This window comes from Pectobacterium brasiliense (genome assembly GCF_016950255.1).
GTDB classification, from domain to species: domain Bacteria; phylum Pseudomonadota; class Gammaproteobacteria; order Enterobacterales; family Enterobacteriaceae; genus Pectobacterium; species Pectobacterium brasiliense.
This window is the reverse complement of the sequence record NZ_JACGFN010000002.1, coordinates 374,603-396,999: the sequence shown is the minus strand read 5'-3', so window position 1 is coordinate 396,999 and position 22,397 is coordinate 374,603. Positions and strand designations below refer to the sequence as shown.

Genomic DNA, 22,397 nt, shown 5'->3' with positions numbered 1-22,397 from the left:
CTAAAAACATCCACCACGCAAGACATAATTAATCTACCTGTTGCGAAATGCTATTAAGTTTAGCGATCTGTTCGCGTGACAATACGAGTTCTGCTGCGGCGAAATTTTCTCGAAGATGCGTCGTAGATGACGTTCCTGCGATGACCAAAATGTTAGGAGAGCGTTGCAGCAGCCATGCTAGTGCAACCTGCTTTGGTGTTGCGCCGGCTTCGTCACCCACTTGCGAAAGGAGCGACGATTGCAACGGTGAAAACCCGCCCAGTGGGAAGAAGGGAACATAGGCCACCCCTTGTGCTGCCAGAGCATCGATGAATTCATCGTCGTCACGTTTGACCAAATTATATTGGTTCTGGACGCACACGATTGTCGTTATCGATTTGGCTTCGGCGAATTGCGTGGGTGAGACATTACTCAAGCCAATGTGACGAATCAGGCCTTGCTGCTGGAGTTTAACAAGTACTTCCAATGGTTCGGCTACCGAACGATTATCTGGCCCGTGTGCGCCGCCTAGCCGCAAATTGACAACATCGAGCGTTTCTAGACCAAGGCTTGTGAGGTTCTCATGCACAGCACGTTTGAGCCCATCTGGCGTAAGATCGGATACCCAAGATGCATCGGCACCACGAACGAAGCCGACTTTGGTAACGATCGTCAGGCGATCGGAGTAGGGCGAGAGCGCTTCGCGGATGAGTTGGTTGGATACGCCCGGACCATAGAATTCGGCTGTATCGATGTGATTTGCACCGAGAGCTATCACTTCGCGCAGCACTGCCAGAGCGGCGCTCTTGTCGTGTGGTGGACCCCAGACGTGCGTGCCGGGCAATTGCATGGTGCCATAGCCCATTCGCTTCAGGTTCAACGATGTGCCGATAGGGGTAAACGTGCCGCCAAGGTTAGAGGGGTTCATGAAATTATCCTGATGTGTGTTGGTGAGTTTTATTGTGAAAGAATGACGGTTTTGCCACGTGCGTGACCGTAGATCTGGTGATCCCACGCTTCGTCAAAGCGATCGAAGGGAACTGCACGGTCAATGATCACTTTCAAATTTCGGGTAGCGATCGTTGTGACGAGATCGTCTAAGCGAGCGGCGAAGGGTTTGGCGTAAAAGATACTGGCTATTACCCCGTGTGTCCGAGCCTCTTCCTCGTTGGGCGGCATGACAGTGGAAACAAGACGACCTCCCGTGCGGAGGACTTTGTAGGATCGGCTTTGGGTCTCGCCGCCTACGAGGTCGAGAACCATATCAACATTTGTTGCTAGGCTAGTGAAGTCCTGCGATCGATAATCAATGACCTCGTCGGCTCCCAGACCTAGAGCAAGAGTAAGGCCACTGCCAGACGCGGTCGCAATGACGTGTGCCCCAGCAATGTGGGCGAATTGGACAGCAAAGCTGCCAACGCCGCCTGCGGCCGCATGAATCAGTACCGTCTCACGAGCTTTCAGCTTGCCACAGGAGAATAGGGCATGCCATGCGGTGATCCCGGCAGTCGGAATCGCGCTGCCCTGCGCGGCTGAAAGGCTTTCGGGCAACTGTACGCATGCGTGGGCGGGGGCAACCGCAAAATCTGCAAGTCCGCCTCCTGATCCGGCATCAACCCAGGCAATCACTCTGTCGCCGATGTTCCACTGTGTAACACCAGCTCCCACGCGCTCAATCGTCCCTGCGAAATCTGTACCGAGCGTGATGGGCATAGTGATATCGAAGAACTGGCGGGCGACACCCGATGCCACGAGTATATCAAGAGGATTGACTGCTGTTGCCTCTACACGCACGAGTACGTCGTTTTGACCGATATCAGGAATGGGGATGTCTTCTCTGCGAGGCGCTTCCGTGAAGCTGTGAATGCGTATGGCTTTCATATGCGATTTCCAACGTTGGGAAAAGGAAGTATTGGTGATATATTTGTGCACCGAGTGCAAACAAATATATTGCACTTAGTGCAAATATTCAAGCTCCAGATGTGCGAGAGCCCTACCATGGAACACGAGTTGAAACGCAAAGACGGCGTTCGCGAAAAGAAGCGCCGCGAGATGTACCAACGCATCACTGAAGTAGGCCTGAAGTTGTTCGCAGAGAACGGCTATGAAGCCACGACGCTCGATGCGATTGCCGAAGCATCGGGCATCGCCCGAAGAACCTTCTTTAACTACTTCGGCTCTAAGGAAGAAATCATCTTGGCTTGGCAAAATGCGCTGCCGGGTGAGCTACATGCTGAGATACTGAAGCAGGGTGTGGCAGCATCGCCAATCGCGACCATTCAAGCGGCGCTGGTTACTCAGACGGTAAATATGCGTCCGGATGTCGCGGTATTAATTGGCAGAATTGTGCAGTCGACTGAACAGCTCCAATTGGGCAATCAGGCTAAATTCCTGCGAATGGAGCAAGCGGCCTACGAGGCTCTGTGCGAGCTGTGGCCAGATGTTGCCAGCAGATTCGGCTTGCGTCTTGCAGCTATGATTGGTGTCGGGGCAATGCGGCTTTCGATCGACGGATGGATTGCCGAAGGATGTCAGAGGTCACTCGTTGAGCACCTTGAGGCGAATTTTGCTTGTCTTAAAACCGAACTGGGCGCTTGCTAAGTGATAGGGGCGCTCAGAGCAAAAACCTATTAAACCCGCGTAACTGCGGGTTTTTTACGTCTGACTACGTGATTGAGCTACTCATATTTTTAATTATTGTGAGTATGGGGAATAAGTCGAACGCCTGCGGCTCTAGTAATTTCGGTGAGCGTAGTCAGCGTTGGATTACCATTTTCAGACAGCGTTCTGTATAGCTGTTGGCGAGACAGTCCCGATTTTTTGGCTATTTCGCCCACTCCGCCACGCGCTTCAACGACACGGCGTAACGCTGTAAGGAATGCAGCGATGCCACCTTCCTCATAAATATCCTCTAGTGCTGTCTGGAGGTATATTTCTGCGTATTCAGGATTTTCTCGTAGTTCTGCAACCATTGCATCATCGTGGCTAATGGCTTTTTCGAATTTAGTGGATTGGGTGATGATTGCCATGATGTTACCTCTTTTGATAATCCCGCCAGTATTGCACCGCTTTATCTAAATCTTTGCTTTGGCTTGATTTATCGCCACCGATGAAGAGCAAAGTCATCTTATCGCCCTCTATCGCGTAATACACTCGATAGCCTGGACCATAATCAACTCTTAGCTCCCAGACACCGTCTCTTTCAAACTTATGGTCGCCGAAATTTCCCTTTTCTGCACGGTCTATTCGGATATCTATTTTTGAAGCAGCGCGAGGATCTTTCCCTCTCGGCGTAAAAAATTGCGCTGAGGCGATCGTGGCCGTCGGATGAGCCGCATGGATGCGGCGAAAGTCAGTGCCGCGTCGGGAACGCGTCACTGGCGGTCCGAATAACGGTCACGAATGCCGAAGGTATCGCGTAGCGACGCAATTAGCGCCAAAAAGCCAGTGGTCAAGGCGCTGCGGCGATTGAGCGCGCCTTGTCGGGCGTGTGATGAAATGACAGAGAAATACGGTGGTTAGCACGCACGAAACTTTTGTCGCTATCCACATAAATAGATAGTCAGCATCATAATGCTCGTCTAACCCGTTAAAGATGTGACTCATCGTCCGTGGTCTTGCTCATCACAAAACGCGATCCTATTCACACGGAAATCAAAATGGTTTTTGATAGGTGGAGGGAAATGGAATGAATCACACTGACTGGCACCCGGCGGATATCATCGCGGGATTACGGAAGAAAGGGACAACGCTGGCGGCGGTTTCCAGAGCGGCGGGGCTTGCATCATCCACGCTGGCGAATGCGCTCACCAGACACTGGCCGAAAGGCGAACGACTGATTGCCGAAGCGATGGGGAAAAGGCCGGAAGAGATTTGGCCGTCGCGTTATTCAGGCGTGAAATGAGAGCAGGGAGTAGGGGAGATTAGCGAGAAAGCGCCATCGAACGACGGCGCTTTTTCATGTAAGTCGTAAATCCTATCGTGCAATGAAATCATGCAAACACGACTTTAACGCTACCCGGTGTGCGGCGCGGCTTCCCTACAACGATCTGTATATCGCGTCCCAGCTTCGTAAGGCATTCCAGCATTTTGGTTTCGCTGATTCCCCTGAACTGACCACGTAATAAGTTGGATAGTTTGGGTTGGGGCATACCCAATAGCTTCGCTGCTTCTGCCTGTGTGAGACGGCGGTTTTTGATGATTGAGCTAATCAGGGTGGCAAGCTGCGCTTTGACCAACATATCTTCAGCATGCAAGTTGCCAAGGTCGGCGTACACATTACCGCTGCTGACTTCAATATCCTGGCTCATGTTATGCTCCTTTTGCATGGTTCTCTGCGGTTTTAAGGCGTTCACGAATGGTGTTCATATCGGGTTTTGGTGTTGCAATACCTGATGACGATTTTTTCTGAAAAGCATGTAGAACGTATACTGCTTCTCCAAATTTGACGGTGTAGACTGCGCGATAAGTATCGCCGATATAATCCTCAACGACTTCTAATACGCCTGCACCACCAAAACCTTTAAGCGGTTTGGCTTGAGTGTGCTTACCACCAGTCTGAGCCACATGAAGTGCGTAACCGAACACATCCTGCACATCTGCAGGTAGCGACTGTAGATCCTTTTTGCTACTGCCAACCCAGTAGAGTGATTTCATTAGCGCGATCCATGCGTTTATATCTATATGGGTATAATTTAGCATGATAAATGAACGATGACTAGCTGAGCTCAGATTGAAGTGAGGGTAGGGAATAGGGAAGATAAACAAAGCGCCATAGTTTACTGGCGCTTTGTTTATATGATTCTGCCAGATGACAGAGTCATGCAGAGAGCATCGTGATTGAGTATGAGAACTAACAGTAACCACGTCGGCGAATGCGCTGAAAGGCTAAATAGCCCAGATCTCTGGGCTATCAGTATAGAAAATCGAGCATTAATCCTGAGTGTTAACGCTTTTCCTGTTGCCTCAATATTCCTGCCTTAAGCACATCCACCTCCTCGCCGTTAATCGTGGCAGTCGCGGAGGTGACCTGAAATTTCAGATCGCTGAACTGGCAAAAACCGGGTTGGTGCATAGGTATGAGTGCAGACTTCCGGGACACGATGTATTGCTCTCCAATCGTTTCGGCATCGAGGCTATTGGCCCCAAACACAGGGAAAGCGAGCGTTTGTTCGGTGGATGCGCCCTCGCTGTTTCTGAGTTGCAGCGTGGCGCGAAAATTGGCGACTTCGCCTAATTTATTCGTATTGATAGAGAAATTAAGCTCGCATTGATACGGTGTGTCCTTTCCGCCAAGGAAGATTGATTCATGCTTTAACGTTAAGATCGGTAATTCACTGTGCGTTGCCTTTCTCTCTTTTTTATCTTTCTCACACTGACGAAAATAATTATTGTCTGGTGTTCTGGTCGTTTCTTCGTAATACTTTTTGGCTTGATGGCAATCAGCCTCAACATACTGCCCGTTGTAATACATCTGGGATAAATAGTTGCCGGCATTACGAACGTTATTTTTATAAGTCCGTTCGAACAGTGAATAGGCTTTTTGGTAATCGGTTCTGACTCGTAAGCCCGTGTAATACATCTTGCCCAGATTTATCTGCGCAGTGTTATCGCCCTGGCTGGCAGCACGTTCATACCATTTAAGCGCTTCATCTCCGTCAATGTTAACGCCCCATCTTCCTTCTTCGTACGCCAGACCGAGTATATTCTGGGCATCCCGTTGACCGCCCTCTGCCGCGACACGGAACCATTTCAGGGCTTCAATATTTTCATTTTCAATATCGCCATAGCCAAAGTTATAGAGATGGCCGACAAGGAAATTCATTTCTGGATCGCCATCCTTTGCCCAGGCTATGGCTAGCCGCAGAATATCCTGCTGGCTAAAACCGATACGGCTGAAGAAGCGCTGGGTTTCATCATCGCTGCTGCTTAAGTATCTTTTTACTGCCTGAATCAAGCGAGGGCGATTAGATATATCGCTTTCCGCAGCGGCTTTAGCGTTATAAATGGAGCGGGTGATTGTGTTTATGACCTCAACACCCAGTTTGAGATCGGTTTGATTCATTTTGTCTGCAAACTGTTTGGCGCGTGCTTTATCCTGCGCCACACCTTTGCCGTATTGATAAAAATACCAGACGTTGTAGCAGCCAAAATTGCCATCTATTTCACAGGCCTGCTGATAATACTGGATCGCTTGCGTAGTATTCTGCGGGACGGTGATGCCGTATTCATAGATGAACCCCAGCGTACTCAATGCCTGCGGGTCGTTGTCTTTCGCTAATGTCGTCAACGCGGTTAATGCATCAGCATCCTGCTGCGTGAGGCGTTCGTAGAGCATATCTACGTTGTCATTTGCCTGACTGATGGATGCCGCCGACAGGCCGATCAGCGTGGCAATAACGGTTTTCCTTATCATCAATTTTATGTCCTTAATGCGTTCCCTGAGTGAATAGCAATGTGTAGCAAAGGTGTCGATCAAGGCGGGGGTTTAGCGTAAGTCGTGTTTTTCAGAACCACCTCCTTAATCGCCGTCCTCATTATCCAACGTGTCCGGTTTATTATTCCTCAACAGCGCCCACTTTCTGAACTGGGCTGGTGTCATCTTCATCTGCTGGGAAAGGTACGTCTAAATGCGGTGTCTTCACTGTAACCGTATTCGGTGGCGACTTGCTTGATATTGGTCATCGGTTTTTCAAGCAGCAGGCAGGCCATCTCGACCCTGACGCGGGTAATAAAGCTTTTCGGGCTTTCCGCCGTAACCATCCAGAATAATAGTGAAATTCATAGTGTGAAAACCTTTATTCATTTCGTTATCACATCTATAGCCGTTCAATAATCATGAGGTAGCAATCATGCTCTATGCCATTACGCTGTATTACGCCAGCCCGAAAGATGAACTTGAAAAGAGTATTGACGCACACAAAAAATGGCTGGCTGATAATATTGAAAAAGGAAGTGTTATTTTTACCCATCCTGCTGGATGACGGCACGGGGGATATTTTAGCCTACGGGTTAGAACTTTCTGATATGGAGTATATTCTGGCCGACGATCCGTTTGTTAATCTGGGATTAGTTAAAGCAGAGATAAAGGCAATCGATTTTAGGCTCTGTTCGAGCCATTTCTATAGAGAATGGGCAGGGAATGCGAAGGCGCTGTAGTGTTAGAGTTATAATGGCAATCTGGCTATTTTACTCGCGCACTAAAATACAATAAATTTAATGGACGTTATTCGGCATTGTTCTAATGTAAATCCAATAAAAAAGCCGCTGAAACAGCGGCTTAAGAATTTAATTAAATAATTACGGGTGTTGATAAGCGAGTTTGTAATTCCCGGCTGTCACAGTGCGGAATGTGATGCTATTGCTATTCCAACGAATTTCTACTTCAGCTGGCGTTTGCAATTTCCAGGATGAAGCATTATCGACATTTAATGTCAGTTTATCGATGGAAGAAACATCGACTGCTGGATCGGTGACATCCAATGCAAAGGCAAAGGCGATACGGTCCGGTACATTATTTGTTGAAGTAAAAAGTTGTCCCCATTGTGCCGCTGTTACTGCATTTAAAGCGGCTGGCGTCATGCCACTCTGAATTAATGCTGTTGCACCCGTCGTATCGGCAGAGAGCGAGCCAATAGATAGCCATGCTGCACCATCCCATGTGAACCAATCTTTCAGATCGCGTGAGACTGCGACGCGAACTTTGCCTGCATTAGTTTGTACCGCCGTTAATGTTGCAGAATTAATTTTCTCCCATGCGCTGGCAGACATCAGTTCTTTGGGTAACACGATTTGTGGGAAAGGAATATATGTCGTTTTTACCTTCAGTTTTTCGTTTGAAACGATTTTGACCGGCGCGGTGAGCGCTGTCCCGGACGTCGGGAATGTATCCAGGCTGAAAACACCATACTGATCAATTTTTTCTTTGGTTAACTCACCTGGGATTTCTGATAATACACCGTTGGTTACCCCGTAATATTTACTGTTTGAGTGAATCACAAACCGACCAATCGGGGAAAATAAATTTAGCTCGGCCAGTGTAGTAAATGGCTGGCTTCCATTTTTGGCCGTAATCAGCAACCGATAGCTTTTATAGGTGACGGTTGTGCCAAGCTTATAGCTTCTTTTACTTCCGGGACTATTGTCTGCGCTGTCTGTAACCTCGTGTAGGGTATCCCATGTTCCGCCGTTATCATTGCTTCCCTGAAATTTCCAGGATTTAGGGTTGCCTAATTCATTTCTTGAGCGGTTAACCATCTGATAGCTGAGAACTGATTTTCCTTCTGGAAGGTCGATCCGCAACCAGTGTGGGTTCGCTACAGATGGCTGCCACTGGTTATCGGTACTCCAGCAGTCTGGCCATTCTCCGATATTGTCTTTTCCATCGAAAGCGACATAAGGGTGAAAGGCTGCGGTAGAGACCGCAAAATTGGAGGCGCTTGCGACATAACCGGTAGGCGCCGTGTCTGATGTCATGGCCGGAATAATAGACGTGCTGGTCTCTGGGGCGATCGAAAGAAATTCCCCATCAGCTTGTATTTCAGCGCTGTGGAAACCACCATTTTGTTGCAACTCGTACGTATCACCAGTAAAGGGGGTCACAGAGCCGTTAAATTTTACTGCGCTCGTACTGTTATAGTTAAGTTTGCTGGCGCTATCGAAGTCATCTACCAGATAGGTTTGATTGCTTGTGCCTTTTTCTTCTTTCAGTGCATATGCGTCATACGCGTAGGATGTCTGAGAGCTAATGTTGAATAAATGATTTTCACCTGCTGCTGCGCCCGCTTTATTAACAACGGTATACCCTCCGTTACCTGAACCGCTGTTGACCGTCGCGCTGATTATCGTTTTGCCATTAGAGGCATTTTGGCTTAACGTTACGCCACTTCCAGCTTCAAGCGAGTCAGCAATCAGCTGTTTGGTTTTTTGCGTATAGTCCGTGATATCTGATGTTGTATGGGTATGTACTGCAGCCGCTGCACCCATTTGAGCGGGAGTCGGTGAAAAATCTCCGCTGCCGAGCAAAGATTGTCCAAAAAGCGTCCGAATATTAGTGCCAGAAATTAATGCAGATTGCTTTGCATTCCATACGGACTTTTCATCAGGTGTGACAAACTTTCTTGTTGCCGTCTCTGTGATCTCATCTGCTGTGTAATCGCCTGATTGTGCTGTTACGACACCCGTGCGTCCGAATACGGAGGAAACGCCAGAGATGTTTGGATTCTCTTCGCACTGGCTGTTTGTATTGCAACAAGTGTGGTGATCAACGTTAACTGGTGGATGAACGGTGCAGGTTGATTTTCCTGTACTGTCACACACGTTAATTTCGATATTGAAATTTTTCATAAATTTTATTACTCCGTTGGTTGATTTTCGTGAAAATTATCCTTTATTCAACGGAAGGGATATTTTAAAGCGGTTTACTAAATAGTTTATTGGAGTGATCAACCTGTGAGCATTTGATGGCATAACGCAAAAGCGCCATGGGATCATGGCGCTTTAACATCATCGTGGAATAAAAATAATATCGTAAATAATTCTATTATTTACAGCCCTGCGAATTTAAACGGCGTAGCGGGCTTAAAGTGCTCGGAAGCCTGACCAGAATAAATGGTGCTTTGGTTTGGCCCTAAGTCTAATTTTGCTGCTTTCCCGTCACGCGGAGCAAAGTCAATTTTTTTCAAATCGACCCAAAAGATATTAGGCGATACGGCAGATTCAAAGAAGTATTGTAGCGATTTATGGTCTATAACAGTGCGCCAGCGCGTTGAGGAAATATTCGGCATATTCGGTAAGGAATAACCATAAGGAACAGATGTATTACGTATAATACTGAATGCGGTGGCTAAGTCCGCCTTATCTTTTTCTATTTTACTTTTTTCCGCTACCCCTGGAATGAGTTTATTGGGGGCAACATTTTTCACATAGAACGAGGCGCGAACAAAGCGATCGGCGGCGCGGTTCGTTCCTGGCAACATCACATTGCCACCTATCTGATCCCAATAGGCATTCAGCGCCAACTGCTGATCGAAAGCCGGCGAGTTGGTCATCACCTGATATTTTGGATCATGGTGAATGACCTGCTTGCCGTCGATATATTCAATAATTGCACTGTCACCGGATGAATCGGATAAGGAGAGGTGCAGCGTTGCTTTTCTATCCTGATGCGGTAAGTCTTTTGTGACCAGTGTAAATTTTTCCTCTTGCAGCGACTTGACGGCTTCATCGACGGTAGCAAAATTATCCAACACGTATTGTGCCCACGTTTATTCTCAGAGGGGGAGTTCACTAATATTACCGCTAATTATTTACTCTAAAAAATTCGAGTTGCGTGAAGGCGGCAACCGCATGAATCCCAGGAGCTTACTCAGGTAAGTGACTGGGATGACAAATCTGCCGGGAGCAGATTTGAACGCTGCTTGCAGCGGCCCTTTAGGGTGAGGCCCACGACGGGCCGAGTATTTAAGGAAAGCCAACGCACAAGCAGCTTGAAGTATGACGAGTATAGTCAGTGATTTATTTATGTGAGGTAGTGGCTATAAAAATAAATATGACGATGCATGCTGATTAGTTTATTTATTATTATTCAATGGGAATGTATTTTTGATGGTTCGTTTATTTTATGTTGATTTTCAATTAATCCCCACACTGTAACGAACATTGCATGAAAATGCCTTGAGACGGTTGTCGTCGTACTCACACAACGTAAAAATAGGTCAATATTTCACCCAATGCTTTAACCTTACCGCCAACTGGCAGTAAACTGGCAGCGTGATTTTTTGACCGATTTTCACTGTGGGTTCTTGCCTGCAGACGTATCGATTCCGTTCCCTCTTTTCAGTGAGCTATCTGGCCTATGACGTACCTCAAATTCTTGGGGATTGGGTTTATTTGTGTGCTGTTGTTGTCTTTTTGGCAAAGCTGGGCGCAGTCAACGCGTAATGGCGAAACGTTTAATGGGCAAAGCTGGTGGTCTGCCAAACGTGATTCTTCCGGCTTAGCACCTAACCCTGTGCAATTTCGCCAGACTGCTATCGTGCAGGTTTATGCTGCTCCGACATACGGCTGGCGTGGGCTGGTGGCGGTACATCCGTGGATCATTTTCAAGAACGCGGGGGGAACTCAATATCGCCGCTATGAAGTCGTGAGCTGGGGGAGTGATAACGTCGTCCGTCTTAATCGTTCGGTGGCGGATGCGTATTGGTATGGCGCGAAACCGAAGCTGCTGGTGGATCACCGTGGCGACAAGGCGGAAGCCATGATCCCGCAGATTGAGGCTGCGATCAAAAGCTATCCGTGGCCGAATACCTATCACGCCTGGCCGGGGCCGAACAGCAATACGTTTCTGGCGCACATTGGCCGCGAAGTGCCCGCGCTCAAGCTGGATATGCCCGCTAATGCCATTGGCAAAGATTACCGCCCGATCACGCGACCGGTTGGACTGTCGCCATCGGGAAGCGGTGTGCAGATTTCGCTGCTAGGCGTGCTGGGTATCACGATGGGCCTTGAAGAGGGAATCGAGGCCAACATTCTGGGGCTGAACATGGGCGTGGATATGAACCCGCCTGCGTTGCGTTTACCTTTTGTTGGCCGCCTCGGCTATGAAAAAACGGGCAGCGAAGAGGGCTGAGGGTAGCGCTTCACCTTTACACGCCGCATTGTCGCAGATGTGTCAGCAGATTGGCGACTTCGGGTTGCAATGTCGCGCCGGATTTCACACCCAGCCAGAGCTGGCGTGAAGCCCATTCGTCGGTGAGGCTGATGGCGCGTAACCCGGTGCCGAGCACGCCTGGGCGAATCGCGCCCTCTGGCAAGACGCTGATCCCCAGTCCTGCTTCGATCATGCGACAAATGCCGTCAAAGCTGCTGACCTGCACCCGCAGGCGCAGCACTCTCCCCAGTTCATCCGAAGCGTCTTTCAGCTGTTTCAGCAACGAACTGCCGTTATTGAGGCCGACATAGTCATAACCCAGCGTCTCGTTAAAGCTGACTTCTGGCCGCGTGGAAAGCGGATGCTGCGGCGGAACGAGTACGACAAGCTTGTCCTGACGATAAGGAATCTTCTCGACCCCCTGTGAGCCGACATTGTCAGCGAAGATACCGATATCGGCTTCACCCATCGCGAGTGCCGTTACTACGGTCTTACTGAGCTTTTCCTCCAGGTTAATACGAATCAGCGGTCGGGCCAGAAGGAATGACGCCAAATCCTGTGGAAGAAACTGAATAATCGCCGAGGTATTTGCCCACATGTGTACGTGGCCGCGCACGCCAACGGCGTAGTCGTTCATTTCACTCGCCATGCGCTCCACGTTGCTTAACACGTTGCGTGCATGATTCACCAATTCCTTGCCTGCCGGGGTTAGCGTCAGGCCGCGCGGCATTCGGATGAACAGCGCACAGTCCACAGTACGTTCCAGTTCGGCGATACGCTTGCTCAGGGCAGAAAGCGTGATGTGGAACTTATCTGCCGCTTTGGTCAGGCTGCCGGTCTGGGCAACCTGCAAAAAGATGCGGAGCGACTGGAGGTCAAAGTGTGTGGGGTTAATCATGATAGTTCGAGCTTCCTCAGCAGGGCAGAAAAGCAGGCCAATGACTGGCATATTGATATCGCGCATCATGCGGGCAGATTTCTTATGGCACGCTGTAATGTAGCACAGCGGATGGTTTTCCTGACAGGAAAGGGTCATTGAGTATTCAGGGATTATCAAAACGCAGATCTGCGCCTAGGATGGCGCTGTCCTCCCTCTTTTTGCCCTATGGGTTATTTGGTTGTTTTATGTTTAGCTTAATGATGTTCAGCGATATTTTGTTGTGTCTACTTTTGGGTATCGGGCTGGGATTTTGCGGAGGAATGCTAGGGATTGGCGGTGGGCTTATCGCGATTCCGATTCTGGGCGTGCTCTTCGGGATGGATCAGCATATGGCGCAGGGAACCGCGCTGGTGATGATTACACCTAACGTACTGATTGGTTTTCTACGCTATCGCCAGCGCAACCGCATCGATACGCGGGTGGCGTTGACCATGTGTGCGTTTGCTACTGGGTCTGCCTACCTTGCCGCCCACATCGCTTCATCGATTGATGTTCACAACCTTCAGCGTGCCTTTGCCACTTTCCTGCTGGTGCTGGCGGCGTACTACATGTGGCAGTGGTATAACAAAAAACGCAGTCAAACGTCGGAGATTGTACTGTCGACCAAATACCTGCCGCTACTCGGCGTGGCGAGCGGATTTATGTCCGGTATTTTTACCGTCGGTGGCGGGTTGGTCGTCGTGCCCGTTCTGGTCACGCTGTTTGCTTTTGCGCAAACGCAGGCGCAGGGCATGGCGCTGATACTCGTGGTACCGGGTGCACTGGCGGCGCTGTTATCTTATTCGCAAGCGGGTAACGTTGACTGGAGTATCGGTTTACCACTGGCGTTGGGCGGAATTGTCAGCGTGTCGTGGGGAGTTGCGGTTGCCCATAAATTACCGGTTGCCTACCTGCGAGCCGCGTTTTGCCTGATGCTGATCGGCGTGGGAATTACTATGCTGGTGCTGAGATAATGCGGTGAGCGTTCTGGTTATCATTGTTAACGCATACTTATTTCTTTAAATAGACCGCTACCCAGCCCAGACGTCGAAGTTTACTGTATTAAAAGTAAGCAGCTTGTGTGCCTCGGTAATACCCAAGCGCTTAGCTAAGCTATAAAGAAAATAAAAGGGATAGCACTGTGGTATCCCTTTTATATAAAAATCGCTTCTTGCTTTGATAGATTAAACACCAGGCGGACTGTTATTTTCCCGTTTTTATTTCAGCGAAAATGGCATTGATGTTTTTTAGCGGACGGCGCGTCCATGCAGCCGTGTTATTGGTATGGTGGGAGGCGGGCTACTGCGTTTTTTCCTTCGGCTCCAGAGCCCATTCCACTTTGCCTTTACCGGTATTTTTAGCCTGGTAAAGCGCGATGTCCACGCGTTTCATAAAATGTTCGGTAGGTTCCTGCGGCTGTTTTTTACCGGCTCCAATGCTGACTGAAAGGTGGTGCATATTCTTGATAATGATTTTGTTCGCATTTTTGAGTACTTCTCTTGCCAGCTTCTCTGCCCGATCCTGCGTTCCGGCATACAAAATAATCGCGAACTCTTCGCCACCGATTCGGGTTGCGACCACCTCACTGTTATCGAAGCGGGAGAGTATGTGACCAAATTTGCTTAATACTTCGTCGCCTTTCGTATGTCCATATTTATCATTAATGACTTTGAAATTGTCGATGTCGATAATAAATAAATAGGGTGTTTTCGCTTCGAGCTTTTTTAATTCATTAATAAAAAACCGACGATTAGGAAGCTGTGTGAGTTCATCGCTGAATGACTGTATTCTGGCTTCGACATACTTATTATTGATTTGCTGTATCAGGGTATAGACACCAAACCCGACGCCAAACATACCAATAATTCTCAGCATATCCTCAACATAATACCCAACCAGCTTGGGCTGATAGATAAATTCATCCATCAAGTCAAACGTGGCTGAGCATATCCAGACGTGCAGCCCGAGGCGAATGGATAAGGCTGAGGTATGGCTAAGTGAGATTTTACTGGTGCAGGACAAGATAAAAAAAAGAAAAATCAGTGCAATCGAGTCGGTATAAGCACCCGGATTATTATGCAGTTGCTCCTGAAAGTCGCGGTGTTTGAAGAATACGAGGTTGAATATAATGACTAACGCAGAGAATAACAGGGCGAGCCTGACAGACGAGGAGGCTTTCTTATTTCTATCAATAAAGTCGTGGTCATATTCTTTAAAAGGCATTGCGGATCTCCTCTTGCATCACCTTTCAATCCTATCATGAAACCTATTGAATACATTTAGAATCGTGGTGTAACCCAGAGAATGACGTGGGTTGAACAGATGTGCAAAAAGCAGACGCCCGATCGCTCAGGCGTCTTTAGCGATTAAAAATCCGCTTTTAGTACAACGCGGTAGCGGGCTTTGCCGTCACGTACGTGCTGGATAGCATCGTTGATTTTCGACATCGGGAACAGTTCCGTCTGTGGCTTCACGTTGGCGCGCGCGGCGAGCTTCATCAGGGAACGCAGCTCATGCGGTGAGCCGGTAGAAGAGCCGGAAACGCTTCGGTCACCTGCGATAAGCGTGAAGGCTGGAACGCTGAACGGCTTCATTACCGCGCCTACGGTATGGAATTTCCCGTTATAGGCGAGTGCGTTGAAGTAGGGCTGCCATTCCAGATCGACGCTCACGGTGTTGATGATGAGATCGAACTGGCCTGCCAGTGCGGTCAGCGCCTGCGGATCGCGGCTGTTGACGACCTTATCGGCCCCCATCGCCCGCACTTCCTGCTCTTTAGCTGGGTTAGAGCTGAACGCCGTGACTTCACAGCCCATCGCGTGCAGGAGCTTAATCGCGATATGTCCCAGGCCACCGATACCGATCACGCCGACGCGGCTGGTTGCGGTGACATGATGCATTAGCAGCGGTTTGAACACGGTAATGCCGCCGCACAGCAACGGACCCGCAGATTCGATATCAATGGAATCGGGAAGCGGGATAGCCCACTGCCAGTTCGCGCGAATCTTATTGGCAAAACCGCCTTTATTCAGAATTGTCGGTACGCTGCCTTGCTGGCAGTTGGTTTGACTGCCGCTGATACAGGCATCGCAGTGCCCACAGCTGCGTGCTGTCCAGCCAATACCGACACGCTGACCCACCTTTAACCCTTTGCTTTTCGCTGCGTCGCCTAGCGCGTGCACACGACCAATCACTTCATGCCCGGCAACTAGCGGATAGCTCGACATGCCCCATTCGTTATCGATCATCGAGAGATCGGAGTGGCATACGCCGCAGTAATCAACCACGACTTCAACGTCTTCCGCCTGAAGTTCACCCGCATCAAACTCATACAACTCCAGCGCTGCGCCCGCTTCCGGTGCGGCATAACTCTTGATTATCGTCATCACAATTTCCTCAGTATGGGTTTGATTAACCAGTCTAAAGGGTTATGGCATTTTTCTCTATGTCACAACGTGCCTGTGGTTTTTCATTTTGTGTCAGGTGGGGAAGGGAGCGGGCAGCACTTGCTTTACGTTACTCACTTACTTATGCTCCCAAACGTAGTAAATGACTCGGGGTGCCCTTCTTTGTGAAGGCTGAGAAATACCCGTACCACCTGATCTGGATAATGCCAGCGTAGGGAAGTCACGGTATGCCCCACCGGTTGCCGCCTTCTTCCACGCCGGTTGGGAGACTTATGAACACGCGACCCACCGACTTTTCTGCCGCTCAGGCAGCAACATCACTCACTCAATTTCGTTCTGCCGCGCCGCTGGTCCACTGTCTGACTAACGATGTGGTGCAATCTTTTACTGCTAATGTGCTGCTGGCGCTGAATGCGTCGCCTGCGATGGTGGTCGATCCCGAAGAAGCCGCGCAGTTCAGCGCAGTAGCCGATGCGCTGCTGATTAATGTCGGAACGCTGGAGCGCTCGCGTGCTGAGGCGATGCGAGCGGCGGTAAAGAGCGCGCGTCAGGCGAATACACCGTGGGTGCTTGATCCGGTTGCGGTAGGCGGTTTGACCTTTCGTACTGAATTTTGCCGCGAACTGCTGACGTGGAAACCTGCGGCGATTCGCGGCAATGCGTCTGAAATCATGGCGCTGGCGGGCTTAACCGCACAAGGACGGGGCGTGGATAGCGCCGATGATTCGCTGGCGGCGCTCCCTGCTGCACGCGAGCTGGCTCTGCAAGTGGGAACCATTGTTGCGGTGACCGGCGTGGTGGATTATGTCACGGACGGTAAGCGAGATATCGCGGTATCCGGCGGCGATAGCATGATGACGCGCGTGGTCGGGACGGGCTGTGCGCTGTCGGCGGTCGTCGCGGGTTTCTGTTGCCTGAAAGGTGATCGTTTATCCCACGTGGCGGCGGCGTGCTATGTCATGGCGTTAGCGGGTCAGCAGGCGGCTTCGGTGTCGCAAGGCTCGGGGAGTTTTATTCCCAACTTCCTCGATAGACTTTATACCCTGCGCGCGGAGGATCTGGCATGAAGCGTATCAATGCGTTGACGATTGCGGGCACCGATCCGAGCGGCGGTGCGGGGATTCAGGCGGATTTAAAAACGTTTTCAGCCTTGGGCGCTTACGGCACCTCGGTCATTACTGCGCTGGTGGCGCAAAATACGCGCGGCGTGCAGTCCGTCTACCGGATTGAACCGGATTTTGTCGCGGCGCAGTTGGACTCCGTGTTGAGCGATGTGCGTATCGACAGCGTCAAGATTGGGATGCTGGCGCAGACCGATATTGTTGAAACCGTTGCCGAACGCCTGCGCCATTACGCCGTGCCTTTCGTGGTGCTGGACACCGTGATGCTGGCGAAAAGTGGCGATCCGCTACTCGCGCCGGAGGCGGTGGAGTCGATCCGTCGTGAACTGCTGCCGCTGGTGTCCCTGATTACGCCCAACTTGCCGGAAGCCGCGGCGCTGCTGAATACGTCACCGGCCACCAACGAGCGGGAAATGCGTGAGCAGGGGGAAGCGCTGCTGGCGATGGGCTGCCAGGCGGTGCTGATGAAAGGCGGTCACCTCAGCGAAGCGGAAAGCCCGGACTGGCTGTTCAGCCGTCAGGCTGAACCGCAGCGCTTTAGCTCTCCGCGCGTGAAGACGCGTCATACGCACGGCACTGGCTGCACGCTGTCCGCCGCGCTGGCGGCGCTGCGACCACGTCACGCTAGCTGGGGGGAGACGGTCAAGGCAGCGAAGGACTATTTACAGCAGGCGTTACAGCAGGCCGACACGCTGGAGGTCGGGCACGGAATAGGCCCTGTCCATCACTTCCATCGCTGGTGGTAAATATTATATGCCCTCACTCTTTCGCGCTGCCGGCTCCTGCCGTTTGACGTATGGCGGGTATAAGTAAATTGACTTGTACTTTGCGTGATACATTTGCCAGTAATTTCAAACTAAATTAAGCGTGTTTCGGCGTAGACAGCGCACGGTCGTCCGGTTACTTTGCTGTGAAATCTTGGCGTTAATGTGAAATAGGGTGTGGGGATAACATATGGCAGGTTCTGCTCGCAGTGCGATGGCTGCCAAGGCGCTTCAGACGATACTCAATATCGGCCTGCTGGTGCTGGCGATCATTTTGGTGATTTTTTTAGTCAAGGAAACGTTTCATCTGGCGAAGGTGCTGTTGATCTCTAACGAGAAAGACTCCTCCTATCAGCTGATAGAAGGCATTGTGATCTATTTCTTGTATTTCGAGTTCATCGCGCTGATCGTGAAGTATTTCCAGTCCGGCTATCACTTCCCGCTGCGCTACTTTATCTACATCGGCATCACGGCCATCATTCGCCTGATTATTGTCGATCACAAAAGCCCGTCGGATACGCTGGTCTATTCCGCGGCGATCCTGCTGCTGGTGGTGACGCTGTACCTGGCAAACAGTAATCGCCTGAAGCGGGAATAATTGAAACAGGAATAGTCAAAACGTGCCGCTATTCCAGCAGCGAGCATTGCGGTGGCAACCGACAGTGAATCGCCGCAGGAAGCACTTCGATGCGGAAGCGTTTGGCGGTGAGCGGCTCGCCGTCCAGATTAAACGTCATGTCGTCTGGTGCGGTAATCTCCAGCCAAGGCAGGGTAGCGGAAATCATGTTCTGGTTTTCGCTGCCGGTAAACCAGGCTTGAAGCATATTGGGCAGCAGCTCTTTTGCTGACAGCACGCTCAGTTCCAGCAGCCCATCGTTAATTAGCGCTTCTGGGCAAAGTTCCTGTCCACCGCCAGCCTGACGACCGTTCCCCACCGCGATAACCAGCGTATCGCCTTCCCAGTGAAAATCTGGCCCACGAATCTCACAGCGCTCGGCTTGCAGCATGTCCATGCGAAAGAGCGCATGCAGCACGTAAGAAGCACTCCCCAGCGCCGCCTTCATTTTGGCTGGCGTCTCGGTGGTAATGCGTGTGGCAAAGCCGCCCGTCGCCATGTTGATGAAATAGTGTTCGTCGTTCACCTTGGCGATATCAATCGCGGTAGCGCGGCCTTTGATCGCCAGTGTTAGCGCGTTGTGCATCTCCATCGGAATCTGACAGCTGGTGGCAAAATCGTTGGCGGTGCCCAGCGGCACAATTCCCAGACACGGACGCACCGTTTCCGACTGCACCGCTAAGGCAGCGGCGACCTCATTGACGGTACCGTCGCCACCGGCGGCGATCACGTTATCCGCGTTAAGCTGAATCGCCTCTTCTACATAGCGTTTGGCATCACCGTATTCCCAGGTTACGCGAACATGCAGCGTATAGCCGTCCTTGCGTAGCTCATCAATGGCTTCGCGAAGTTCTTCATTACCCGAACTTTTTCCATTCAAAATCAGCAGTGTGATTGGATTTTTTTCCATGTCGTCTTTCTCTGGCTGCGATGTTGTTAATACAGAAATGTTGCAGTTAATCATAGACACTAAATAGGCAGACAGATATCAGAAGAGTCGGTGAATGTGTGCGGTGGGAAAATGCGTGAGCGGAAGAAAAAGAAAAGCCAGCTCAAGGGAGATTGAGCTGGCCAAGGAGGTGGTTCCTAGTAGTATCACTACGCTTATTTTTCGTTCTATGTTTTCTCAGCGACGCAATATTAACCACAAGAGCGGCGAATTGATGTGATCTGTTTCTAATATTCGTTAAAAAGCCCTGAGCTTTGTAACGATACCCTCGGGCGGCTGATGCACTTATTCGTAGCAGGGAAGGTGCGGTGATAGGGGGGCATACCGTAAAGGAAAGAGGGGCTGACGAACGGGATAGCCGGATGGTTGGGCATCCGGCGATATTACCGATTTATTCCACGTTAGGGTTGCGCGTGGTGGTGCCCGGCAGATTGCGCAGCAGTAACGCATAATCCAGCGAGACATCGTCCGGCACGGGCAGATAAACGATATGGCCGTTACCCGGTGCCACATCGGTCGGTTGGCCTTTAACATTCTGCATAGTGTCGATGGTGAATTGAATATTGCCGTTTGGCGTCATCATCTCCACGCTGTCGCCGCAGGAAAATTTGTTCTTCACATTGACTTCTGCCAGCCCATCGCGGCGTACGCCGGTGAATTCACCAACAAACTGCTGACGATCGGAAACAGAATAGCCGTAGTCGTAGTTCTGGTAATCTTCATGCACGTGGCGACGCAGGAAGCCTTCGGTATAGCCACGGTGTGCAAGACCTTCCAGCGTTTCCAGTAGCGTTGGGTCGAACGGTTTCCCTGCGACAGCATCGTCAATAGCGCGACGATAAACCTGTGCGGTACGGGCGCAATAATAGAATGACTTGGTGCGGCCTTCGATTTTCAGCGAATGAACCTGCATTTGCGTCAGGCGTTCAACGTGCTGAATGGCGCGCAGATCGCGGGAGTTCATGATGTAGGTGCCGTGCTCATCTTCAAATGCACTCATGTACTCGCCGGGACGCATGTTTTCTTCCAGCATAAAGACTTTGTCAGTCGGTTCGCCGATGCCCAGCGCGGGTTCAACGTTTTTCACTGCGATAGGTTCGTGCTGATGGACGATATTCCCGACCTCGTCCTCTTTACCTTCCTGAACCTTATATTCCCAGCGGCAGGCGTTGGTGCAGGTACCCTGATTCGGATCGCGTTTGTTGATGTAGCCGGACAGCAGGCAGCGACCGGAATACGCCATACACAGCGCGCCGTGAACGAAGATCTCCAGTTCCATATCTGGGACGTTCTGGCGGATTTCTGCAATCTCTTCCAGCGACAGTTCGCGGGACAGAATCACACGCGTCAGCCCCATTTGCTGCCAGAATTTCACCGTCGCCCAGTTGACCGCGTTGGCCTGAACGGAAAGGTGAATATCCATCTGTGGGAAGTTTTCCCGCACCAGCATAATCAGGCCCGGATCGGACATGATCAGCGCATCTGGCCCCATTTCGATCACGGGTTGCAGGTCACGCAGGAAGGTTTTCAGTTTGGCATTGTGCGGCGCGATGTTAACGACGACGTAGAATTTCTTGCCCAGTTCATGCGCTTCGTTAATGGCTTGCGCCAGCGTCTGATGGTTGAATTCGTTATTGCGCACGCGCAGGCTGTAGCGGGGTTGACCGGCATAAATTGCGTCCGCGCCATAGGCAAAGGCGTAGCGCATATTTTTCAGCGTACCGGCCGGAGAAAGCAGTTCCGGTTTAAACATGGTATCTCTCGATTCTGATCACAAGTCAGGCTGCTCCACGGCGGGAGCAGTAAAGGCGGAGGATTCTAGCGCTAATAGGGGGAAATTGCAGTAGACGGCACACGAAACGTGGGCCTATTGTTTGACGTAAATCAATTGTTTGACGTAAATCAATTTTTTGACCTAAATAAAGAATGGCCTGCCGTTAATAGAGCAGGCCGGATAAAGTAGGATTAACGCGTCGCGATACGGGATTTTCCGAACGTGTCGCGGTTGTGGAGCTGATATAAATCGACCTGTGGACCAACCGGCACAATCTGCGTCGGGTTCAGCCAGGCAATACCGTAATAGCCTGCTTTGATGTGGTCGATATTGACCGTCTCCGCGACGCCCGGCCACTGATACAGTTCGCGCAGGTAGTTCGACAGGTTCGGGTAGTCGGCAATGCGCTTCAGGTTACATTTGAACGCGCCGTGGTAGGCCACGTCAAAACGCACCAGCGTCACAAACAGACGCCAGTCGGCCTCGGTCAGTGTGTCGCCGAGCATATAATGGTGGCTGCCCAGATGGTCGTCCAGTTCGTCCAGCGTGGCGAAGAGCGTGGTGACGGCATCGTTATAGTGTTCTTGCGTTTTGGCGAACCCAGTCTTATACACGCCGTTGTTGACGTTGTGGTAGACGGTTTCGTTCCAGCGGTCGATCTCAGCGCGCAGTTCCGACGGGTAGAAATCGAGGTGGTTACCGGTCAGATCGTTAAATTCGCTGTTCAGCATGCGGATGATATCCGCCGATTCGTTATTCACGATGCGACCTTCTACCCGATCCCACAGCACAGGGACCGATACCTTTCCGGTATAGTCGGGCACGCTGGCGGTGTAGAGCTGGTGCAGGTAGTGAATCTCACCCACGTGCTCGCCGGCATCCTGCGGGGTGTCAAATTCCCAACCGTTATCCGCGATGCGCGGGTTGGCAACGGAGAGCGAAATGATATTCTCCAGCCCTTTCAGCTTGCGGAAAATCAGCGTGCGCGACGCCCACGGGCAGAGATAGGAAACAAAAAGCTGGTAACGACCGGCTTCTGGCACCAGCTCGGTTTGCCGAAATTTGGTTTCTTCACGGTGGAATGCCCCGTTTTTGATCTCTTCCGCCGCGACATCGCCGTTAACCCATTTGCCATTCACTAAGCCTGACATCGTTTTTCCCCTTATCTGTTCTGTTGCAGGTGACCCAAGTCCCGCACGCCGTGCGGGAGTGATACCC

At 50.7% G+C, this 22,397-nt stretch carries 21 protein-coding genes, 3 pseudogenes and 1 riboswitch; of the genes and pseudogenes, 8 read left to right on the top strand and 16 right to left on the bottom strand.

Annotated features, from left to right (window positions below; genetic code table 11):
- Positions 1–28 precede the first annotated feature (28 nt).
- A complete protein-coding gene (locus H4F65_RS16375; protein WP_010280003.1) occupies positions 29–907 on the bottom strand; it encodes an aldo/keto reductase family oxidoreductase in 879 nt (292 codons plus the stop codon).
- A 29-nt stretch (positions 908–936) separates the two neighbouring features.
- A complete protein-coding gene (locus tag H4F65_RS16370; protein WP_010280001.1) occupies positions 937–1,860 on the bottom strand; it encodes an NADP-dependent oxidoreductase in 924 nt (307 codons plus the stop codon).
- Between the two features lie 117 nt (positions 1,861–1,977).
- On the opposite strand from H4F65_RS16370, the gene H4F65_RS16365 reads away from it, so the two are divergent.
- Positions 1,978–2,580, top strand: a complete 603-nt coding sequence (locus H4F65_RS16365) for a TetR/AcrR family transcriptional regulator (protein WP_039316571.1) — start codon at positions 1,978–1,980, stop codon at positions 2,578–2,580.
- A gap of 89 nt (positions 2,581–2,669) precedes the next feature.
- On the opposite strand, the gene H4F65_RS16360 is transcribed toward H4F65_RS16365, so the two are convergent.
- The gene (locus H4F65_RS16360) at positions 2,670–3,008 is read right to left on the bottom strand and encodes an addiction module antidote protein (RefSeq protein WP_010279998.1); all 339 of its coding nucleotides are present in this window, start codon (positions 3,006–3,008) and stop codon (positions 2,670–2,672) included.
- 4 nt (positions 3,009–3,012) lie between these two features.
- Positions 3,013–3,321, bottom strand: a complete 309-nt coding sequence (locus tag H4F65_RS16355; RefSeq protein WP_052051616.1) for a type II toxin-antitoxin system RelE/ParE family toxin — start codon at positions 3,319–3,321, stop codon at positions 3,013–3,015.
- Between the two features lie 346 nt (positions 3,322–3,667).
- Between H4F65_RS16355 and H4F65_RS16350 the strand changes: the two genes are divergently transcribed.
- The gene (locus H4F65_RS16350) at positions 3,668–3,883 is read left to right on the top strand and encodes a helix-turn-helix domain-containing protein (RefSeq protein WP_010279992.1); all 216 of its coding nucleotides are present in this window, start codon (positions 3,668–3,670) and stop codon (positions 3,881–3,883) included.
- A gap of 88 nt (positions 3,884–3,971) precedes the next feature.
- Here H4F65_RS16350 and H4F65_RS16345 read toward each other — a convergent pair whose 3' ends face one another.
- The 4 genes and pseudogenes from H4F65_RS16345 to H4F65_RS16330 all read right to left on the bottom strand — a co-directional run.
- Positions 3,972–4,289 carry a helix-turn-helix domain-containing protein gene (locus H4F65_RS16345; protein WP_010279989.1) on the bottom strand — a complete coding sequence of 106 codons (318 nt, stop codon included), beginning with the start codon at positions 4,287–4,289 and terminating at the stop codon, positions 3,972–3,974.
- A gap of 1 nt (position 4,290) precedes the next feature.
- Positions 4,291–4,635 (bottom strand): type II toxin-antitoxin system RelE/ParE family toxin, encoded by a 345-nt coding sequence (locus tag H4F65_RS16340; protein ID WP_010279985.1) that lies wholly within the window; start codon positions 4,633–4,635, stop codon positions 4,291–4,293.
- A gap of 289 nt (positions 4,636–4,924) precedes the next feature.
- Positions 4,925–6,394, bottom strand: a complete 1,470-nt coding sequence (locus H4F65_RS16335) for an SEL1-like repeat protein (protein ID WP_010279982.1) — start codon at positions 6,392–6,394, stop codon at positions 4,925–4,927.
- A 105-nt stretch (positions 6,395–6,499) separates the two neighbouring features.
- Positions 6,500–6,738 (bottom strand): annotated as a pseudogene (locus tag H4F65_RS16330) (helix-turn-helix domain-containing protein); the annotation flags it as partial.
- Between the two features lie 92 nt (positions 6,739–6,830).
- On the opposite strand from H4F65_RS16330, the pseudogene H4F65_RS16325 reads away from it, so the two are divergent.
- Positions 6,831–7,137, top strand: a pseudogene (locus tag H4F65_RS16325) (YciI family protein).
- Positions 7,138–7,278: 141 nt separating this feature from the next.
- Here the strand turns inward: H4F65_RS16325 and H4F65_RS16320 are convergent.
- Together H4F65_RS16320 and H4F65_RS16315 are read right to left on the bottom strand one after the other, a co-directional pair.
- On the bottom strand, positions 7,279–9,324 hold the full coding sequence (locus tag H4F65_RS16320; protein ID WP_236146222.1) for a discoidin domain-containing protein: 2,046 nt from the start codon (positions 9,322–9,324) through the stop codon (positions 7,279–7,281).
- 200 nt (positions 9,325–9,524) lie between these two features.
- Positions 9,525–10,241: pseudogene (locus H4F65_RS16315) on the bottom strand (linear amide C-N hydrolase); the annotation flags it as partial.
- A gap of 593 nt (positions 10,242–10,834) precedes the next feature.
- Between H4F65_RS16315 and H4F65_RS16310 the strand changes: the two are divergent.
- The gene (locus H4F65_RS16310; RefSeq protein ID WP_010279972.1) at positions 10,835–11,608 is read left to right on the top strand and encodes a DUF3750 domain-containing protein; all 774 of its coding nucleotides are present in this window, start codon (positions 10,835–10,837) and stop codon (positions 11,606–11,608) included.
- Positions 11,609–11,624: 16 nt separating this feature from the next.
- On the opposite strand, the gene H4F65_RS16305 is transcribed toward H4F65_RS16310, so the two are convergent.
- Positions 11,625–12,665 carry a LysR family transcriptional regulator gene (locus H4F65_RS16305; RefSeq protein ID WP_236146223.1) on the bottom strand — a complete coding sequence of 347 codons (1,041 nt, stop codon included), beginning with the start codon at positions 12,663–12,665 and terminating at the stop codon, positions 11,625–11,627.
- An 89-nt stretch (positions 12,666–12,754) separates the two neighbouring features.
- On the opposite strand from H4F65_RS16305, the gene H4F65_RS16300 reads away from it, so the two are divergent.
- On the top strand, positions 12,755–13,522 hold the full coding sequence (locus tag H4F65_RS16300) for a sulfite exporter TauE/SafE family protein (protein ID WP_172645008.1): 768 nt from the start codon (positions 12,755–12,757) through the stop codon (positions 13,520–13,522).
- A 325-nt stretch (positions 13,523–13,847) separates the two neighbouring features.
- Here H4F65_RS16300 and H4F65_RS16295 read toward each other — a convergent pair whose 3' ends face one another.
- Positions 13,848–14,771 (bottom strand): GGDEF domain-containing protein, encoded by a 924-nt coding sequence (locus tag H4F65_RS16295; RefSeq protein WP_010279961.1) that lies wholly within the window; start codon positions 14,769–14,771, stop codon positions 13,848–13,850.
- A gap of 143 nt (positions 14,772–14,914) precedes the next feature.
- Positions 14,915–15,934, bottom strand: a complete 1,020-nt coding sequence (gene ahr / locus H4F65_RS16290) for an NADPH-dependent aldehyde reductase Ahr (protein ID WP_010279957.1) — start codon at positions 15,932–15,934, stop codon at positions 14,915–14,917.
- Positions 15,935–16,093: 159 nt separating this feature from the next.
- A riboswitch (TPP riboswitch) is annotated at positions 16,094–16,190 on the top strand.
- A 37-nt stretch (positions 16,191–16,227) separates the two neighbouring features.
- On the opposite strand from ahr, the gene thiM reads away from it, so the two are divergent.
- From thiM to psiE, 3 genes are all read left to right on the top strand, one after another.
- Positions 16,228–17,022 carry a hydroxyethylthiazole kinase gene (thiM, locus tag H4F65_RS16285; protein WP_010279954.1) on the top strand — a complete coding sequence of 265 codons (795 nt, stop codon included), beginning with the start codon at positions 16,228–16,230 and terminating at the stop codon, positions 17,020–17,022.
- On the top strand, positions 17,019–17,822 hold the full coding sequence (gene thiD, locus H4F65_RS16280; RefSeq protein ID WP_010279950.1) for a bifunctional hydroxymethylpyrimidine kinase/phosphomethylpyrimidine kinase: 804 nt from the start codon (positions 17,019–17,021) through the stop codon (positions 17,820–17,822). The genes thiM and thiD overlap by 4 nt, the downstream gene beginning before the upstream one ends.
- A 208-nt stretch (positions 17,823–18,030) precedes the next feature.
- Positions 18,031–18,438: a phosphate-starvation-inducible protein PsiE gene (psiE, locus tag H4F65_RS16275; RefSeq protein ID WP_010279946.1), complete on the top strand. Its 408-nt coding sequence runs from the start codon at positions 18,031–18,033 to the stop codon at positions 18,436–18,438.
- Between the two features lie 28 nt (positions 18,439–18,466).
- Here the strand turns inward: psiE and yegS are convergent, their stop codons facing one another.
- From yegS to H4F65_RS16260, 3 genes are all read right to left on the bottom strand, one after another.
- A complete protein-coding gene (gene yegS / locus H4F65_RS16270) occupies positions 18,467–19,366 on the bottom strand; it encodes a lipid kinase YegS (protein ID WP_010279939.1) in 900 nt (299 codons plus the stop codon).
- Positions 19,367–19,796: 430 nt separating this feature from the next.
- Positions 19,797–21,158, bottom strand: coding sequence for a prephenate-dependent tRNA uridine(34) hydroxylase TrhP (gene trhP, locus H4F65_RS16265; RefSeq protein ID WP_010279935.1), 1,362 nt, complete (start codon positions 21,156–21,158; stop codon positions 19,797–19,799).
- 212 nt (positions 21,159–21,370) lie between these two features.
- Positions 21,371–22,330: a glutathione S-transferase family protein gene (locus tag H4F65_RS16260; protein ID WP_010279931.1), complete on the bottom strand. Its 960-nt coding sequence runs from the start codon at positions 22,328–22,330 to the stop codon at positions 21,371–21,373.
- Positions 22,331–22,397: the final 67 nt, after the last annotated feature.

Excerpts from the sequence above, each read along its gene's own strand:
- H4F65_RS16320 (WP_236146222.1), bottom strand. The coding sequence starts at position 9,324 with ATGAAAAATTTCAATATCGAAATTAACGTGTGTGACAGTACAGGAAAA.
- H4F65_RS16310 (WP_010279972.1), top strand. The coding sequence starts at position 10,835 with ATGACGTACCTCAAATTCTTGGGGATTGGGTTTATTTGTGTGCTGTTG.
- psiE (WP_010279946.1), top strand. The coding sequence starts at position 18,031 with ATGGCAGGTTCTGCTCGCAGTGCGATGGCTGCCAAGGCGCTTCAGACG.
- H4F65_RS16335 (WP_010279982.1), bottom strand. The coding sequence starts at position 6,394 with ATGATAAGGAAAACCGTTATTGCCACGCTGATCGGCCTGTCGGCGGCA.
- thiM (WP_010279954.1), top strand. The coding sequence starts at position 16,228 with ATGAACACGCGACCCACCGACTTTTCTGCCGCTCAGGCAGCAACATCA.
- H4F65_RS16350 (WP_010279992.1), top strand. The coding sequence starts at position 3,668 with ATGAATCACACTGACTGGCACCCGGCGGATATCATCGCGGGATTACGG.
- H4F65_RS16305 (WP_236146223.1), bottom strand. The coding sequence starts at position 12,665 with ATGACCCTTTCCTGTCAGGAAAACCATCCGCTGTGCTACATTACAGCG.
- H4F65_RS16360 (WP_010279998.1), bottom strand. The coding sequence starts at position 3,008 with ATGGCAATCATCACCCAATCCACTAAATTCGAAAAAGCCATTAGCCAC.
- H4F65_RS16295 (WP_010279961.1), bottom strand. The coding sequence starts at position 14,771 with ATGCCTTTTAAAGAATATGACCACGACTTTATTGATAGAAATAAGAAA.
- H4F65_RS16375 (WP_010280003.1), bottom strand. The coding sequence starts at position 907 with ATGAACCCCTCTAACCTTGGCGGCACGTTTACCCCTATCGGCACATCG.
- H4F65_RS16300 (WP_172645008.1), top strand. The coding sequence starts at position 12,755 with ATGTTTAGCTTAATGATGTTCAGCGATATTTTGTTGTGTCTACTTTTG.
- trhP (WP_010279935.1), bottom strand. The coding sequence starts at position 21,158 with ATGTTTAAACCGGAACTGCTTTCTCCGGCCGGTACGCTGAAAAATATG.
- H4F65_RS16370 (WP_010280001.1), bottom strand. The coding sequence starts at position 1,860 with ATGAAAGCCATACGCATTCACAGCTTCACGGAAGCGCCTCGCAGAGAA.
- thiD (WP_010279950.1), top strand. The coding sequence starts at position 17,019 with ATGAAGCGTATCAATGCGTTGACGATTGCGGGCACCGATCCGAGCGGC.
- yegS (WP_010279939.1), bottom strand. The coding sequence starts at position 19,366 with ATGGAAAAAAATCCAATCACACTGCTGATTTTGAATGGAAAAAGTTCG.
- H4F65_RS16365 (WP_039316571.1), top strand. The coding sequence starts at position 1,978 with ATGGAACACGAGTTGAAACGCAAAGACGGCGTTCGCGAAAAGAAGCGC.
- ahr (WP_010279957.1), bottom strand. The coding sequence starts at position 15,934 with ATGACGATAATCAAGAGTTATGCCGCACCGGAAGCGGGCGCAGCGCTG.
- H4F65_RS16345 (WP_010279989.1), bottom strand. The coding sequence starts at position 4,289 with ATGAGCCAGGATATTGAAGTCAGCAGCGGTAATGTGTACGCCGACCTT.
- H4F65_RS16260 (WP_010279931.1), bottom strand. The coding sequence starts at position 22,330 with ATGTCAGGCTTAGTGAATGGCAAATGGGTTAACGGCGATGTCGCGGCG.
- H4F65_RS16340 (WP_010279985.1), bottom strand. The coding sequence starts at position 4,635 with ATGAAATCACTCTACTGGGTTGGCAGTAGCAAAAAGGATCTACAGTCG.